The organism is Desulfovibrio sp. (assembly GCF_035644575.1).
Taxonomy (GTDB): domain Bacteria; phylum Desulfobacterota; class Desulfovibrionia; order Desulfovibrionales; family Desulfovibrionaceae; genus Desulfovibrio.
Window position 1 is genome coordinate 1 of the sequence record NZ_DASQOG010000213.1, and the last position, 14,119, is coordinate 14,119.

Consider the following 14,119-nt stretch of genomic DNA (forward strand, 5'->3'; position numbering starts at 1 on the left):
CGAGTTGCTGACAAAGCTGACCCGGCAACAGTTGACGTATCAGACAGTGCTTCAGTCTTCTTCAAAGATAATGCAGATGAGCCTGGCCAGTTATCTCTGATGCCGAGTAGCGGCGGATTTTGCCGCCTGATGCCGGGCAGATAACAAACGCTGCCTGGGAGCGTTTCATGCAACGATATAATTAACGGAAGCACCTATGCTCATATTGACGCGACGCCCGGGAGAAAGCCTATATCTGGGCGAGAATATACGCATAACTATCCTGGGCATGCAGGGTAAGCAGGTCAAACTGGGCCTGGAAGTACCCGATGACACCACGGTATACCGCGAAGAAGTGTACAAGCGGGTTGTTGAAGAAAACCGGCGCGCCCTTGAAACCAGTAATAACGACCTCATGGTGGCTGCTGAACTATGGCACGAAACAAAGAAATAGAAATCGACACCCGTCTTGGACGCCGTTGCATCGATACGGATAAGGTTGTGCACTTCCCCCGTGGGCTGGCCGGGTTTGAAAACGAACGGGATTTTATCCTGCTTCAGATCCGACCTGAAGCGCCCTTGCTTATTTTGCAGAGCGTGAATACCCCGGTAGTGGGCCTGCTGGTGGCCGATCCATACAGCTTTTTTGACAAATCCTATGCACCCCAAGTGGGAGATGCCGAAAGGCAGTTGCTCCATATCGAGAGCCTTGAGCAGGCCGCCGTACTGGTGACGGTTTCCATTCCTGCGGGCGCGCCCGAGCAGGCCGCGCTTAATCTCACCGGCCCCATTGTCATCAACTATGAGGCTCGCGTGGGGTTGCAGGTGCCGCAGTGCGGCGAGGGATTGCAGCAGGTGAACCTGCACTCGCTCAAACCTGTGGAAGAAGCTCAGGATGCAGAAACTACGCCTGCTGATGGTGCCAATTCTCAGGAATGTTGCTGCGCCAAGACCACACCCACGGAATAAGACGTTACTTTTTTATGCCACATTGACCCGGCTGTTGAGAAACAGCCGGGTTTTTTCGTGTGGAGCTCGGTTGGGGCGCGCTGGCGCTTTGTTCACAGCCTTGGTTGCTGACAGGCGAAATAATTTTGTAACATTATGTATTTAAAGAGTTTGGTGTTGCGCTGTTGCGCTTAAATTGTTAGTGGAAAAGTAGTGGTGGTGAAATAAATAACTTGCATGCTGTTTGACATGGTGCTAGATTGAGCGCACAAACAGTCGAGAAAAGAACCTGTTTGCTTTTGAAGCGTTACTTGATCGGCCTCATAACTGGCTGTAAAAATTACAGATGGCAACCCTCGGCAAAATCCGCAGACCCCTTCTGCAAATCCGTACCCCTTAACGGAAAAGTTTTGCCTGCCTCTGCGTCCGTGCCGTTCTCTCCTCGCCTGGCGGAGCGGTAAACAGGACAATGTTGGCCCGGCGGCATACCACAGATGCCGCCGGGCCAAAATGTTTTTCCCGCTCAAGCAAAAGGTTGTCCACACCAAAAAAGTTTGCCGCACGCTTGCATGAGCGTATTGCTCAGCTTTGCTTCTGTCTGTTGCGCATATATCAGTCGCAGATATGGAGTGCGGATATTTGCTATTTTGCACCGCACAAGGTACTTGCCAAGTATGTGGTAGATGTCCGGTTGCCGGCAGATTGAACGTGACACACAAAATCGCACTGCGGCGCAATCCACTGCGCGCCCACTACAGGGATAGTACATTGATGATCAAGACGTTCGCGCTTTTTGTGGTCACGGCCCTGGCAGAGATAACAGGGTGCTACCTGCCCTGGCTGTGGCTGCGCAAAGGCGGCTCAGCCTGGCTGTTGGTGCCCGCCTGCCTGAGTCTTGCGGTGTTTGCCTGGTTGCTGACCCTGCACCCCGCAGCCAGCGGCAGGGTCTATGCCGCCTATGGCTGCGTATATGTGGTTTCAGCCCTCTTGTGGCTGCGCCTGGTTGACGGCGTGCCGCTGGCCAGCACAGATATCTTGGGCGGCGCGGTGGCTCTGCTGGGCATGGGCATTATTGTTTCCGGCTGGGGAACCGCCGCTTGAAGGCTCGAACTCTCCGCCGCAAATGCAAAAAGCCGGGTGCAAACCCGGCTTTTTTACGCTCAATACTGAGTGGAATGTTTAGTCGATGCCCATGGCCTTGCTGATTTTTTTCGCGGCCTTTTTGACCTTTTCCAGCGGGCTTTTTTCCGCCGCTGCCTCAAATTCGCGCAGCAGTTCTTCCTGCTTGGCAGAAAGGCGGGTGGGGGTAAGCACTTTCACCTCCACCAGCAGATCGCCGCGCGAACGGCGTCCGGGGTAGGGCATCCCCTCTCCGGAAACGCGCAGCAGGGTGCCGCTCTGAATACCCTTGGGGATTTCCAGCGGCAGATTGCCGTCAAGGCCGGGAACTTCCGCCCGATGGCCCAGGGCCGCCTGCACAAAGCTGATCTCGAGGGCGTAAATGAGGTCTTGTCCCTGGCGCTGCCAGCGCTTGTCCTGCTCAACGGTGAGCACAACATAGAGATCGCCAGCCGGGCCGCCGTGGACGCCGGGCTCACCCTCGCCGCGAACACGCAGGCGGGTGCCGCTGTCCACACCGGCAGGCACACGCACCACAAGTTCTCGGGTGTCTGTGGTGATGCCTTCGCCCTTGCACTTGGGGCAGGGCTTGGTGATGACTCGGCCAGAACCCTGACAGGAGGGACAGGGCATGGATATCTGGAAAAATCCTTGCGACCGGCGCACCTGACCGCTGCCGCCGCACTGGCGGCATGTTTCCGCCTTGCTGCCGGGGGCCGCGCCGCTGCCGTTGCATTCGGAGCAGGTAACGTGCTTGGGCAGAGAGATGCTGATCTCGTCGCCCTTGGCGGCCTGGGCAAAGGTGATGGTCAGGTTGAAGCGCAGATCAGCCCCGGCCATGGGCCTGGGACCGCGCGTAGCGGTAGAAAAGCCAAAAAGATCGCCGAAGATATCGCTGAAGTGCGCAAAAATATCATCATTGCTGCCAAAACCACCCGCGCCGCCCTGAACGCCAGCGCGTCCAAAACGATCGTAGCGCGCGCGTTTTTCAGGGTCGCGCAGCACGTCATACGCTTCGGCGGCTTCCTTGAACTTTTGTTCGGCCTCGGCATTGTCGGGGTTGTGGTCAGGGTGATACTTCAAGGCCAGCTTACGGTAGGCCCGTTTTATTTCGTCATCTTCGGCGCTGCGGCTTACGCCCAGCACTTCGTAGTAATCGAGCTCCATCGTAGTTCCGGTCACTGTGCGGCTTGTGCGCCTGTGCTAAAGGTTGTACATAAACGCGGCGGCTCCCCTGGGGAAGCCGCCGCGCGGACAATTTGTCCCCAAAAGGCTACTCCTCTGCGGCGGCCGCGTGATGGCCGGGCAGGGGGTTGTAAAGGCTGTCGTCATCAGGCAGAACCTTTCCAGCGGCAATTTCGCGCAGGGCGGTTACGGCCTCTTTGTTGCGGGATTCCACCAGCGGTTCATAGCCTTCGCGGTACTGGTGCACACGCTTGATAGCCATCTGCACCAGCAGAAAACGGTTGTCCACGCGCTGCTGACAATCTTCCACGGTAATACGGGCCATGCTGCCTCCGTAAGTACGCGGCTTAAACGCCGCATTCCGGGCCGCCACGGGCAACCCGGTTGATAAATAATACCGCCCGACCATTTGTAAAGGCCGGGCGTGTTCATACGCCTTGGCGCAGGATTCCCCTGCTGAAATAAGAATTAATATATGTCGTCCGCCGCGCTGTCAATAGGGCTGCTGAAGCGGCAGCCAGAGCGGAACAACAGGCATCCCCAAATTTGACGGGTTTGCCAGCAACATGTTTACGGGAAAATTATGAGCAGAGAAAAAAGATCATTCGCACAGGAAACCTGTGTTAAGAGCGCGGGCAAGGCCATGCAGAAAACAGGCATGCTGTGGCCCGGATGCCGTGTGGCTGTTGCCGTTTCTGGCGGCGTGGACAGTTTTGTGCTGCTGCAAAGTCTTAAAATTCGTCAAGGAATCGTACCTTTTCACTTTGAAATCATGGCGATCCATCTCAACCCCGGTTTTGACGAGCAGAGCCATGCGGCTCTTTTGCCCTGGCTGGCAAAAAGGGGCATACCCGGTCACATAGAAATGACAACCTACGGCCCGGACGCGCATTCAGAAAAAAATCTACGCAGGTCGGCCTGTTTCCGCTGTTCATGGCTGCGGCGCAAACGCCTGTTTGAGCTGTGCGCCCAGTATGGCGTGACCCACCTCGCGCTTGGTCACAATGCGGACGATCTTGTGCAGACGTTTTTCATGAATCTGAGCCGCAATGGGCGCGTGGACGGCATGAGCATGAATGAGTCTTTTTTTGGCGGCGGCCTGCAACTGATACGCCCGCTGCTGCTGGTGGAAAAAAAGTTTATCCTCAAAGCCGCCAAGCAGTGGGAACTGCCCATCTGGGCCAATGCCTGCCCCTCGGCGGGCAATACCGCCCGCAGTTCCATGGGGGAAACCCTGCAACACCTGTATGGGGTATCCAAAGATTCGCGCCGGTGCATCTTTAATGGTCTGACCCGCTGGCAGCTTGAAAAGAACAGCGCGGTTACGGCCGTGGACGATGAGCAGCCCCTGCCGGACACCGATGGGCGTGACGGCGTTGCGGATTGACACAGGCCGTATCCCGGCTCTAGAGTGTTAGCCCAATGCTGTTCGGCAAATATCACATAGTCATCTTCACTGAAGGTCGTAGCGGCAGCCGCAACCTGCGCATGCGCGGCTGGTTTGGCTTTATTGCCTGCGTGCTGGTGCTGGCCCTTGTGGCCTGCAATGTCTGGCTGCTGCGCAGTTGGCTTGAAACCCGGCATCTGGGCGACGACCTGCGCAATGCAGACAAAACCATCGAAGAACAGCGCCGCCAGCTTGTGAATCTGGTTGAGCGTATTTCTGTTGTGGGGCGTGATCTGGAGCGGGTGCAGAGCTTCGACTCCAAGCTGCGCATCATGATGAATATGGAGAAAGATCCCACGGAGGCCGGTTCCATCGGCGACAGACCAGGGGATTTTTCGCGTACCTATCTGCCCTTGCACCGGCAGGAACTTGCCGCCCGCAAGATGCTTGAATTCCTCACCCGACTCTCTGAATCCGTGCGGCTTGAAGAAGTGCGCCAGCAGGACTTGCTGCTGGCCCTGCGCGAAAACCGCGACGCCCTTTCTTCCATGCCGACCATCTGGCCTGTGGTGGGTTTTGTTTCTTCCAGTTTTGGCTGGCGTTCCGCACCGTTTGGCGGGCGGGGGCAGTTCCACAAGGGCCTGGACATCACCAACCGCATCGGCACGCCCATCATGGCTCCAGCCCAGGGCATGGTGACCCTTTCGGGGCGCGATGGCGCGTATGGTTTCAGTGTTGAAATCAACCACGGCAGCGGCATTGTTACCAAATACGGTCACATGCAGCGTTGCGCCGTGCAGGAAGGCCAGTGGGTCAAGCGTGGCGAAATTGTGGGCTATGTGGGCATGAGTGGCCGCACCACCGGGCCGCATCTGCACTACGAGGTGCGCCTTAACGGTGTGCCGGTTGACCCCATGCGCTATATTCTGGAGTAGGCCCGACCATTTCCGATTGTTCATTTTTGCATCATGAACCCGGCGCGCGCATCCAGAAACGGTTTGCGGCGGCGGGCGCAAGCAATGGGGAAAATGCGGCACCATGTGCAAGCATCACAAAATTTCTGGCAGGCCTACCATCTGCGCGCACCGCATGCCCCGGTATGCTGGCGTGCGAGGCGGGTTCTGCCGTAATCTGCCAGATATTTTCGCGGCATTTTCGCGGCTGCCGATGGTGACTGCTGGCATGCTTGCAGTCATGGGCGCGGGCATGACCTGACGTGCGGACTCTGTGGGGCAGGTTGTCTCGCTACGTGCCGCTGGTCGGGCTTTCCGCTGATTCCCGCTCTCCCGATCAATTAAGCTCAGGCGCTCCCCCTCACAATCCAGGTTTCGCATCCAGAATGCGGAACCGTTTTTTATTTTTGAGCGTTGGATGGCGCATGTTGCGTGTTTGCAAGCTCACTATTCTTTGTGGAGAGGCATATGGAAACTACCGAAAAAGGACGACGCGATTTTCTCAAATCGCTGGCGTTGGGGGCAGCGGGCGCTGCCATGTTGACGCCGCAAACCGCCAATGCGGCGGAGGGCGGCACCTTGCAGGTGTGGTCGTGCGGCGGGCTTGCCGAGGCCATGATGCCAGCGCATGAAGCCTATCAGCAGCAGTCGTGCGTCAAGGTTGTCTACACCGGAGCCTTTGCCGCAGCCTTGGGCAAATCCCTGCTGACAGGCGGTGGGCAGACGGAGGTCTTTGCCGGGCGCGTCCTGGCTCTGGCCCAGAATCTGCGCAAGGCTGGCAAAATGGTCAATTTCAGGCCCTTGTGCTTTACCAGTTACGTCATTGCGGTTCCTAAGGGCAATCCCGCCAAGATCGGCGATATTGAAGACCTGACCCGCTCCGGCGTGCGGGTTTCCATGGCGCGGGACGCTTCCGCTCCCGGCGGACAGGCGGTTATGGGCATCCTCAAGGCTGCGGACATAACCCAGAAGGTGCTTGCCAACGTGCCCGAGCAGGGCAGTTGCGTGCAGCGTTCTGTGGAGAGCGTTGCCGAGGGCAAGGCTGACGCCATGATCGTGGAGCGGCGCATCACCCGCATGACGCGTTTTGCCGACCGGCTGGACTTGGTGGAAATCCCTGAGCGGTTTTTTCCCGCCGGGCCGCTGACCTTTACCGTTGGCATGATGGCCAACGCCTCCGACCCGGCAAAGGCCGCAGCCTATATGGACTGGATTACCAGTGCGCAGGGGCAGGCCTTTTTTGAAGCGGCGGGTTTTATCCCCGCCATTTCGCCCAAGGGCATGGAACTTGTGGAAAAGCTGGGGGTAAAGGATGTTGCATGAAATTGTCGCCCGTCCCAGCCTGAGGCTGAGGGCGCTCCAGTGGTGTAACCGCGCGGTGCTGTTCGCCTCCACGCTGTTTTTGGGCGAGTGGGCCTTGTTTGGCGTGTTCCGTTGCCCCTTTGTTGTGCCCTTTGTAAGCTGCCAGAACTGCCCGGTCATTACCTGTCCCGGTCAGGCCGCGCGGATGTTCTGGGGATTCTGGGGCGTGTGGCTAGCTGTGGCGGCCCTGTTTGGCAAGGCCTTTTGCGGCTGGTTATGCCCTGGGCAGCTTGTGAACCGTGTTTTGGCTTTCAATCCTTTCCGTTTTGGCCCTAATCCCGTGGGCGTTGCGAACTTTCGCTGGGCCCGGTATCTGGTGCTGGCGGCGGGACTGACAGCCTGGTTTGTTCTGGGGCAACCGCGCGTGGACGTGCCTATTCGTGTGGGGGAATTTTGGCCCTCGGCCTGGCTTACGTGGAAGCATGCTTTCCCCATGTGGGATCTGCGTCTGCTTATCACCTTGGGCGGGCTGGCGTTGGGGGTGGTTGTACTGATGTGCTGGTGCCGGTTTGTTTGTCCTTTTGGCGCGGCGCTGGAAGTTGCGCGCAAGTTCGCGTTGTTCCGTTTTTACAGAACCGAGCAGTGCAATGATTGCGACAAGTGCAGGCGGGTTTGTGTTATGCGCACGAGGCCGGGTGAGGAGAATTGCACCAATTGCGGTGATTGCGCGGAGAGTTGTCCCACGGATTGCATCCGTTTTGGTGTGAAGGGCCGAAAGTAGAGAAGAATTTTTGATTGGGGTTTGGGTGAGCCTGTCGAGCGCATTTACGCAAACCCGACTTTTGCGGCCTGAATGCGTCAGCGCCGGGATTTTGATGCTCACGTACTTGAGTACGCTGCGCTCAAAATCTCGGCGCTTTCTTTTCAGGCCACAAAAAGCGTATTTTGCAAATTCGCCCAACACCAGCCATCGCCTTCGCGTTCGCTCCGGCGAGTATAAGGAAGGCAACGCCACGACCATCTCCTGATGGCGAGTGGACTATTCTGACCTGCAATTTCTCTGCCTGCTTGCGGTTGAATTGAGAGCGGAATGCTCGCAGGTGAGAGTGACCCCGAGGTATCATGCTTTGCGACCTGGATCGGTCAAGTCGGTGATGATTGAAATTTTAGAGATGACCTGAAAACGGTGCAAAGCCATGTCCTTTTCAGACAACGTATCGGCGGTATTTGACTGAAACGGATTCACATCCAGAGTGAAAGCGGACTCTGGCATTAACGCGGCGCGGAGGGAGATCGCCTGAGCGAGCGTAGCGAGTGAGGGAAGCTCCCGCAGCAGATGCCGCGTTGCCCTCGCCACGTTATGGAATTTGGAAAGCCTTTCTTAGGGGGTGCTTCGGGGGGGATGCAAGGGGGGCCGAGAAGGGGGCGTAGCCCCATAACCGGCCCCGCCTTGCCGTACGCCGCGCAGGCGTCCCAACTTCGCCGGAGGGCGAAACGGCGCACGCCGCGCAGGCGTTCCAAACTTCGCCGTAGGGCGAAACCAAGCGCCCGCAGGGCAGAAGAAACCAATCACTTTCGTCGTGCAGGCCAAATCGCACCGCGCGCCGCACTCAAAACCAACAAAAAGGGAGCAAGCCTCTCGGCCTGCCCCCTGCTTTATTCAGAAAGAATCTGCAAACCCCAATCTACAACTTCGCCGCTCCAACCCCCGGCAAAACCTGCTCCAAGGCATACCCAAGGGAAAGCAGCTCGCCCTCGGCAAAGGCCTTGCCAAAGAGCTGCATACCCACGGGCAACCCGCTCTCGGCGCCAACGCCCACGGGCATGGAAAGCCCGGGCAGACCGGCAAGGTTCAGCGAAAGCGTGTAGGCGTCCATGAGGTACATCTGAAGCGGATCGGCGGTCAGGCTGCCCACATTCCACGCAGGAACGGGCGAAACCGGAGCCCACAGGGCGTCGCATTTATCGAGTGCTGCGAGGTATTCATCGCGGATGAGGCGGCGTACCTGCGCGGCCTTGCGGTAGTACGCATCGTAATAGCCGGAGGAAAGCACATAGGCTCCCAGCATGATGCGGCGCTTGACTTCCTGCCCGAAGCCCTCGGTGCGCGAGCGCACGTACAGGTCTTCAAGATTCTTGATATCCGTAGCGCGGCGACCGTAACGAACGCCGTCAAAGCGGGCGAGGTTGGAACTGGCCTCGGCCATGGCGATGATATAGTAGGTGGCGATGGCCGCATCGGTGTGGGGCAGGCTCACTTCCACCAGTTCCGCACCCTGGGCCTGAGCAATGCTCATGGCGTTCTGGCATACGGCGCGCACTTCAGGGGCCAGACCTTCGCCAAAAAACTCCTTGGGTATGCCCAGCCGCGCGCCCTTGAGGGGCTTGCTGTTCAGGGCGCACACATAGTCGTCCACCGGGCGTGGAGCGCAGGTGCCGTCACGCTGGTCATGCCCGGCAATAACGCCGAGCACGCGGGCGCAGTCTTCCACGCTGCGGGTCAGCGGGCCCACCTGATCCAGTGACGAGCCGTAGGCGATAACACCGTAGCGCGATACGCGGCCATAGGTGGGCTTGAGGCCCACGCAACCGCACAGCGAGGCGGGCTGACGGATGGAGCCGCCGGTGTCCGTGCCCAGCGAAGCAAAGCATTGCCCGGCAGTGACGGACGCGGCGGAGCCGCCGCTTGAGCCGCCGGGAACCCGGTTTACATCGCGCGGGTTGCGGGTGGTCTGATAGGAGGAGTTTTCCGTGGTGGAACCCATGGCGAACTCGTCCATGTTGTTCTTGCCCAGAATGACGGCCCCGGCCTCGCGCAGTTGCTGCACGGCAAAGGCGTCATAAAAGGGCGTGTAATTTTCGAGAATACGCGATCCGGCAGTGGTGCGCAGCCCCTTGGTGGAGAGGGCGTCCTTGACCGTTACCGGCACACCCCACAGGGGCTTGGCCGGATTGGGCCCTTCCTTGTCTAGGGCGGCGGCGGCGGCAAGCGCCCCTTCCCTGTCCACGGTCAGCATGGCCGCGATGTGCGGCTCGGTGGCGTCCATGCGCGCAAGGCAGGCCGTAACGGCGTCAACTGCGCTCAGTTCCTTTTTTTGCAGGGCCTGAGCCGCTTGTGTGAGCGAGAGGGAACAAATTTCGGTCATGGCGTTCTCAAATATGTTCTGCACTGCGTTTTGCGCAATGCTGTGCGTTTTTGTGCGGGATGCTCCGGCGCTGGTGGTTCGCCGGGCTGCTGCACTGGGCCGGGCCAGAGCAATATTGCCCTGGAACTGCGCTAGACGATGCGGGGCACGATGAAATATTCGCCATCGGCCTCGGGCGCGTTGGCGAGCACTTCGTTGCGTTCACGCCGCCGGGCCGACACATCGTCCCGCAGGGGGCCGGGATGCTGGGCCGGGCTGTAGAGCGGTTCCACATCCTTGGTGTCCACGCGCGCGAGCACGTCCATATAGGCCAGGATATCGCCCATCTGGCGGGCAAACAGGGTCTGTTCTTCTTCGCTGACGCTCAACCGGGAAAGCGTAGCCATGTGGGCCACTTCTACCAGACTGATGTTTTTGTTGTCTGCCATGTGTAGTCCTTTAAAGGCAATGCCTGCGGGCGCGATCAGCGCGCAGCGGGCAGGCTGAGTTTATACGAGGGGCGCGGCGTGTTGCTCATGATGGGCGCAGACGGCTGCGTCTGCCCAGTCTGCACTGCGGGGGCTGCTTCTGCACCTGCGGCAGGGGCTGCAAGGGGCGCGCCGGTGGCGTCCACGGGGGGCAGGCCCTGCATGCGCAGAGCAGCCTGCTGCAATACGCGCGCGCGGGTTTGCTGGAAGGTTTCCACATCCACGGGCGTCATGCCAGTGGGCGAAACGCCGAACAAGAAGAGCTTCTGGTGGGCAACGCCCGCGTTGTCCCACGAAATGGGGGCCATGCCCCAGATCATCTTGGAGGCGCGCTGCGCGCGGGTCGTGATCTGCGGCGTTGTCAGGCGGGAATCAAGCCCCATGGACACGGCAAAGCGCACAAAGTCGTAGCCCAGAGCGTTCCAGAAGTCCGTGCCGGGCGCCTGAAGGGCGCGGGGGGCCTGCGGCTGGTTCCATGCGCCGGGAAAGACCGCCAGAGCGAACTTGTCGGCATTGGCGATGGTTTTGCCAGAGAGGCTCTGCTCCCAAAGCGTGGTGCCCAGGAGCACCAGCCGATCCTCGCCGTTATAGAGCAGGCTTGTGGTCAGCATTTCCATGCTCTTCCACGAATCAGGCAGGAACAGGGCTTCAAAGGAGGTCTGCGGCACAGGGGTTTTGCTGCCCTGCGGGGTCTGGGCATTGATGAGCGGAGCCACGGCATTGCTCCACGAGGTGGAGTCGGCGGGGTTATACGAGGCCTTTTGCAGCAGCATGTTGTGGCTGGCAAGGCTCTGCTCCATGAGGCCGGTCATGCGCACGCCATAGGCATCTGTGGGATAGAAGGCCCCGTAGGTGCGGATGTTCAGGCCAGTGCTGGCAAAGTTGATGAGCGTGTCGATCTGGTCTTGCGGGCTGGGGAAGAAGCGCCATGCGCGCGCACCTTCGTCACCCTGCTCGAGCGAAGGCACAAAGGTGAAGAAGGCTCTTTTTTCGAGCTGACCGTGCTCGCGGGCCTGAGCGTAGTTGCGCGCCTGCAGGGGGCCGCCCACAACAGCGCAGGCCGGGGGCAGCGCGTCCAGACGCTGCAACCAGTCGGCAGCTTCGGTATTGACCGTTTCAAGGCGCATCTTGACGCCGCTGGCGGCAAGCTCGTTCTGGGCCATCTGCGCCCCGTGGCGTACCTTGCTCGCAATGGGGGCATAGGTGCCGGAAGACGGCAGGGCCAGCACCACGCAAGGGCCGGAAACAGGCGCGGGGGCTACCGGTTGGGGTTTGGGCTCGGGCGCTCTTTGACCAAGGCCAAAGGGCATCTGACACGCGGCAAGACAGCCAAGAAGCGCCAGCAGCGAAACGTTGCGAGCCAGCGCGGTGAAAGAGCGGCAAAAATTCATGACGGTATCCTGGTTGTAGTACCGGCAGGCCCGCCGTGCGCGGGCCGCAAAAAAAGGTCTGGTTCAGGGAACCAGACCTTTTTAGTACAGGGTAGGCGTGGTTGCAAGTTCGGGGCGTGTGCCGCCGAGCTGCCCTTGCCCTTATTTCTTCACTTCAGTGTAGTCTGCGTCCACAACATCATCGCCCGCATTGCCATGCTGCTGGCCTGCGCCTGCGGCTCCGGCCTCTGCGCCGGGCTGGCCGCCGGTCTGCTGGGCCTGCTGCTGGTAGAGCTGCTCGGCAAGCTTGTGCGAGGTTTTGGCGAGGTCGTCGGTGGCAGCCTTGATGGCTGCGGCGTCTTCGCCTTCCATAAGTTTGCGCAGAGCGGCGATTTTGCCGTCAATGTCGCTCTTGAGCGCGGCATCGGCCTTTTCGCCCAGATCGGTCAGGGATTTCTCCGTGCCGTAGATCAGGCTGTCGGCGTGGTTGCGCGCTTCAATCAGTTCCTGCTTCTTCTTGTCGTCAGTGGCGTGGGTTTCAGCCTCGCGCACCAGACGCTGGATGTCGTCTTCCGACAGGCCGGAAGAAGCCGTGATCTTGATGGACTGTTCCTTGCCGGTGCCCATATCCTTGGCGGACACGTTCACGATGCCGTTGGCGTCGATGTCAAAAGACACCTCGATCTGCGGCACGCCGCGGGGCGCCGGGGGAATGCCAGCCAGGTCAAAACGGGCCAGGGTCATGTTGTCGGGCGCCATGGGGCGCTCGCCCTGAAGCACGTGGATGGACACTGAGGGCTGGTTGTCGGACGCCGTGGTGAACACCTGGCTTTTACGCGTCGGGATTGTGGTGTTGCGGTCGATCAGCTTGGTGAACACGCCGCCCATGGTTTCGATACCAAGGGAAAGCGGGGTCACGTCGAGCAGCAGCACGTCCTTGACGTCGCCGGTGAGGATGCCGCCCTGAATGGCAGCGCCCATGGCCACAACTTCGTCCGGGTTCACGGAGCGGTTGGGCTCCTTGCCAAAGAACTTGCCCACAACGCTCTGCACCAGAGGCATACGGGTCATGCCGCCCACAAGAATGACTTCGTCAATCTGCGAGGCGCTCATGCCAGCGTCGGCCAGGGCCTTTTTGCAAGGCTCGATGGTGCGGTCAACAAGGTCGCTGACCAGCGATTCAAGCTTGGCTCGGCCAATCTTGATGAGCATGTGCTTGGGGCCGTTCTGGTCGGCGGTGATAAAGGGCAGGTTGACCTCGGCCTCCATGGAGGTGGAAAGGTCTTTCTTGGCCTTTTCAGCGGCTTCTTTCAGGCGCTGGAGGGCCATGCTGTCCTTGGCAAGGTCAATGCCGTTTTCACGCTTGAACTCTTCCACCAGGAAGTTGATGACGCGCTGGTCAAAGTCTTCGCCGCCGAGGAAGGTGTCGCCATTGGTGGCGCGCACTTCCACAACGTTGTCGCCAACTTCAAGGATGGAAATATCAAAGGTGCCGCCGCCAAGGTCGAACACGGCGATCTTTTCGTTGGCCTTTTTGTCAGCGCCGTACGCCAGCGAGGCCGCGGTGGGCTCGTTGATGATACGCTTGACGTCAAGGCCTGCGATGCGGCCCGCATCCTTGGTGGCCTGGCGCTGGGCATCGTTAAAGTAGGCGGGCACGGTGATGACCGCTTCGGTAACGGTTTCGCCAAGGTAGGCTTCCGCATCGGCCTTCAGCTTGGCCAGAATCATGGCCGAAACTTCAGGCGCGCTGTAGGTGCGGCCATCCACTTCCACGCCTGCGTCGTCATTGGCAGCCTTGACGATGGCGTAGGGCGAATGCTCTTTCCAGCGGCCAACTTCGGGGCTTTCAAATTTACGGCCCATGAGGCGCTTGATGGCGAAAACCGTGCGCTTGGGGTTGGTGACGGCCTGGCGCTTGGCAATATCGCCCACCAGACGTTCCTTATCTGTAAAGGCGACCACGGAAGGAGTGGTACGGCCACCTTCGGGATTGGTGATGCACTTGGGGTCCTTGCCCTCCATGACGTAGACGCAGGAGTTCGTGGTACCCAGGTCGATGCCTATGATCTTGGACATATCTGAATCCTCCTCAGGAAAACTTCTCTGTGCGCTTCGCGCTACCACCTCCGAGGGGCCTCAGGGAGTGCGCAAACGGCGGCGAGCGCGGGAAAATCAGCGCCATTGGTTGGGCGCGAACAATATGTAAGTCCTTCTCCGTTATCGTCCAGAGCGGTTAGGCAAAAAAAATCAAAAAACTTGC

Annotated in this window: 14 protein-coding genes; 8 read left to right on the forward strand and 6 right to left on the reverse strand. The window is 59.4% G+C overall.

All coding sequences use genetic code 11. The features are described 5' to 3' along the window. Positions 1-196 precede the first annotated feature (196 nt). The 3 genes from csrA to VEZ52_RS11900 all read left to right on the forward strand — a co-directional run bounded on the left by csrA (position 197) and on the right by VEZ52_RS11900 (position 2,028). Positions 197-433 (forward strand): carbon storage regulator CsrA, encoded by a 237-nt coding sequence (gene csrA, locus VEZ52_RS11890; RefSeq protein ID WP_240823687.1) that lies wholly within the window; start codon positions 197-199, stop codon positions 431-433. Further along, positions 412-948, forward strand: coding sequence for a flagellar assembly protein FliW (gene fliW, locus VEZ52_RS11895; protein WP_324837000.1), 537 nt, complete (start codon positions 412-414; stop codon positions 946-948). Before csrA ends, fliW begins: the two co-directional genes overlap by 22 nt. A 750-nt stretch (positions 949-1,698) precedes the next feature. Beyond that, positions 1,699-2,028, forward strand: coding sequence for a YnfA family protein (locus VEZ52_RS11900; RefSeq protein WP_324837001.1), 330 nt, complete (start codon positions 1,699-1,701; stop codon positions 2,026-2,028). A gap of 78 nt (positions 2,029-2,106) precedes the next feature. On the opposite strand, the gene dnaJ is transcribed toward VEZ52_RS11900, so the two are convergent. Next, positions 2,107-3,213 (reverse strand): molecular chaperone DnaJ, encoded by a 1,107-nt coding sequence (dnaJ, locus tag VEZ52_RS11905; protein ID WP_324837002.1) that lies wholly within the window; start codon positions 3,211-3,213, stop codon positions 2,107-2,109. A 106-nt stretch (positions 3,214-3,319) separates the two neighbouring features. Continuing rightward, positions 3,320-3,556, reverse strand: a complete 237-nt coding sequence (gene rpoZ, locus VEZ52_RS11910) for a DNA-directed RNA polymerase subunit omega (protein ID WP_324837003.1) — start codon at positions 3,554-3,556, stop codon at positions 3,320-3,322. 258 nt (positions 3,557-3,814) lie between these two features. Between rpoZ and VEZ52_RS11915 the strand changes: the two genes are divergently transcribed. The 5 genes from VEZ52_RS11915 (at position 3,815) to VEZ52_RS11935 (ending at position 7,654) form a co-directional block, all read left to right on the forward strand. Continuing rightward, positions 3,815-4,618, forward strand: coding sequence for a tRNA 2-thiocytidine biosynthesis TtcA family protein (locus VEZ52_RS11915; protein WP_324837004.1), 804 nt, complete (start codon positions 3,815-3,817; stop codon positions 4,616-4,618). A gap of 35 nt (positions 4,619-4,653) precedes the next feature. Next, positions 4,654-5,553 (forward strand): M23 family metallopeptidase, encoded by a 900-nt coding sequence (locus VEZ52_RS11920; protein ID WP_022657723.1) that lies wholly within the window; start codon positions 4,654-4,656, stop codon positions 5,551-5,553. Positions 5,554-5,656: 103 nt separating this feature from the next. After that, positions 5,657-5,833, forward strand: a complete 177-nt coding sequence (locus tag VEZ52_RS11925) for a hypothetical protein (protein ID WP_324837005.1) — start codon at positions 5,657-5,659, stop codon at positions 5,831-5,833. Positions 5,834-6,039: 206 nt separating this feature from the next. Next, positions 6,040-6,894, forward strand: a complete 855-nt coding sequence (locus VEZ52_RS11930; RefSeq protein WP_324837006.1) for a substrate-binding domain-containing protein — start codon at positions 6,040-6,042, stop codon at positions 6,892-6,894. Further along, entirely contained in the window at positions 6,884-7,654 is a 771-nt protein-coding gene (locus tag VEZ52_RS11935) for a 4Fe-4S binding protein (RefSeq protein WP_324837007.1), read from the forward strand. The genes VEZ52_RS11930 and VEZ52_RS11935 overlap by 11 nt, the downstream gene beginning before the upstream one ends. A gap of 904 nt (positions 7,655-8,558) precedes the next feature. Here VEZ52_RS11935 and gatA read toward each other — a convergent pair. The 4 genes from gatA to dnaK form a co-directional block, all read right to left on the reverse strand. Beyond that, positions 8,559-10,019 (reverse strand): Asp-tRNA(Asn)/Glu-tRNA(Gln) amidotransferase subunit GatA, encoded by a 1,461-nt coding sequence (gene gatA / locus VEZ52_RS11940; protein ID WP_324837008.1) that lies wholly within the window; start codon positions 10,017-10,019, stop codon positions 8,559-8,561. 131 nt (positions 10,020-10,150) lie between these two features. After that, positions 10,151-10,447 carry an Asp-tRNA(Asn)/Glu-tRNA(Gln) amidotransferase subunit GatC gene (gene gatC / locus VEZ52_RS11945; RefSeq protein WP_324837009.1) on the reverse strand — a complete coding sequence of 99 codons (297 nt, stop codon included), beginning with the start codon at positions 10,445-10,447 and terminating at the stop codon, positions 10,151-10,153. Positions 10,448-10,482: 35 nt separating this feature from the next. Then, the gene (locus VEZ52_RS11950) at positions 10,483-11,877 is read right to left on the reverse strand and encodes a hypothetical protein (RefSeq protein WP_324837010.1); all 1,395 of its coding nucleotides are present in this window, start codon (positions 11,875-11,877) and stop codon (positions 10,483-10,485) included. Between the two features lie 141 nt (positions 11,878-12,018). Next, positions 12,019-13,935 carry a molecular chaperone DnaK gene (gene dnaK, locus VEZ52_RS11955; protein WP_324837011.1) on the reverse strand — a complete coding sequence of 639 codons (1,917 nt, stop codon included), beginning with the start codon at positions 13,933-13,935 and terminating at the stop codon, positions 12,019-12,021. Between the last annotated feature and the right edge of the window lie 184 nt (positions 13,936-14,119).

What these genes read in the sequence shown, in the direction of transcription:
- csrA (WP_240823687.1), top strand. Translation starts at nt 197, where the DNA reads ATGCTCATATTGACGCGACGCCCGGGAGAAAGCCTATATCTGGGCGAG.
- fliW (WP_324837000.1), top strand. Translation starts at nt 412, where the DNA reads ATGGCACGAAACAAAGAAATAGAAATCGACACCCGTCTTGGACGCCGT.
- VEZ52_RS11900 (WP_324837001.1), top strand. Translation starts at nt 1,699, where the DNA reads ATGATCAAGACGTTCGCGCTTTTTGTGGTCACGGCCCTGGCAGAGATA.
- dnaJ (WP_324837002.1), bottom strand. Translation starts at nt 3,213, where the DNA reads ATGGAGCTCGATTACTACGAAGTGCTGGGCGTAAGCCGCAGCGCCGAA.
- rpoZ (WP_324837003.1), bottom strand. Translation starts at nt 3,556, where the DNA reads ATGGCCCGTATTACCGTGGAAGATTGTCAGCAGCGCGTGGACAACCGT.
- VEZ52_RS11915 (WP_324837004.1), top strand. Translation starts at nt 3,815, where the DNA reads ATGAGCAGAGAAAAAAGATCATTCGCACAGGAAACCTGTGTTAAGAGC.
- VEZ52_RS11920 (WP_022657723.1), top strand. Translation starts at nt 4,654, where the DNA reads ATGCTGTTCGGCAAATATCACATAGTCATCTTCACTGAAGGTCGTAGC.
- VEZ52_RS11925 (WP_324837005.1), top strand. Translation starts at nt 5,657, where the DNA reads ATGTGCAAGCATCACAAAATTTCTGGCAGGCCTACCATCTGCGCGCAC.
- VEZ52_RS11930 (WP_324837006.1), top strand. Translation starts at nt 6,040, where the DNA reads ATGGAAACTACCGAAAAAGGACGACGCGATTTTCTCAAATCGCTGGCG.
- VEZ52_RS11935 (WP_324837007.1), top strand. Translation starts at nt 6,884, where the DNA reads ATGTTGCATGAAATTGTCGCCCGTCCCAGCCTGAGGCTGAGGGCGCTC.
- gatA (WP_324837008.1), bottom strand. Translation starts at nt 10,019, where the DNA reads ATGACCGAAATTTGTTCCCTCTCGCTCACACAAGCGGCTCAGGCCCTG.
- gatC (WP_324837009.1), bottom strand. Translation starts at nt 10,447, where the DNA reads ATGGCAGACAACAAAAACATCAGTCTGGTAGAAGTGGCCCACATGGCT.
- VEZ52_RS11950 (WP_324837010.1), bottom strand. Translation starts at nt 11,877, where the DNA reads ATGAATTTTTGCCGCTCTTTCACCGCGCTGGCTCGCAACGTTTCGCTG.
- dnaK (WP_324837011.1), bottom strand. Translation starts at nt 13,935, where the DNA reads ATGTCCAAGATCATAGGCATCGACCTGGGTACCACGAACTCCTGCGTC.